The sequence below is a fragment of the Ensifer sp. EB106-03-01-XG145 genome (genome assembly GCF_058792075.1).
This window is the reverse complement of record NZ_JBYTEC010000080.1, coordinates 1-550: the sequence shown is the minus strand read 5'-3', so window position 1 is coordinate 550 and position 550 is coordinate 1. Positions and strand designations below refer to the sequence as shown.

Here is a 550-nt window from a genome sequence, read left to right as displayed (position 1 = left end):
ACTGCAGTGCAGCCGATCAGCATCACCGACGGTACTGGCCCGACGGCGACGGACGGCAGCGCATCGATCACCGTTGCTGAGCAGGGTCTGGACAACGCCAACGCACTGGGCAGCGCCGAAGGTGCTGCGGGCGGGGCTGAACTGTCGCCGGCCGAGCGCGGCTCGGATACGGTGAGCTTCACGGCCGGTTCGGACGCGATCACGGGCATGGTGTTCGGCGCGACGGGCGGCATCACGGCCGACGTCAACGGCATTGCCGGAGCCGACATCGTCTGGAGCGGTGCGGGCACTTCGGTGCTGACCGGTACGATCAATGGCGTTGCGGCGATCACGGTGACGCTCGTTCCGCCGGCGCTGCCGATTGCGCCGGGAGCCAATGGCCAGGCGACGATCAATGTCCAGCTGAGCGACAACTTCCCGCATCCTGCCGGACTGGCACAGAACACGATCGACCTGACCGGCATCACGGTGGTCGCCTCCGATCAGGATGGTGACAGTGCCACGGCAACGGTCGGCATCAGCGTTGTCGACGACGTTCCGACGGCGGTTG

The 550-nt window shown here is 66.9% G+C and carries 1 protein-coding gene; it reads left to right on the top strand.

The features are described from left to right. Window positions 1-550, top strand: a 550-nt coding sequence (locus AC3WWH_RS34820) for a hypothetical protein (RefSeq protein ID WP_492377634.1), incomplete at both ends; no start/stop codon positions are given.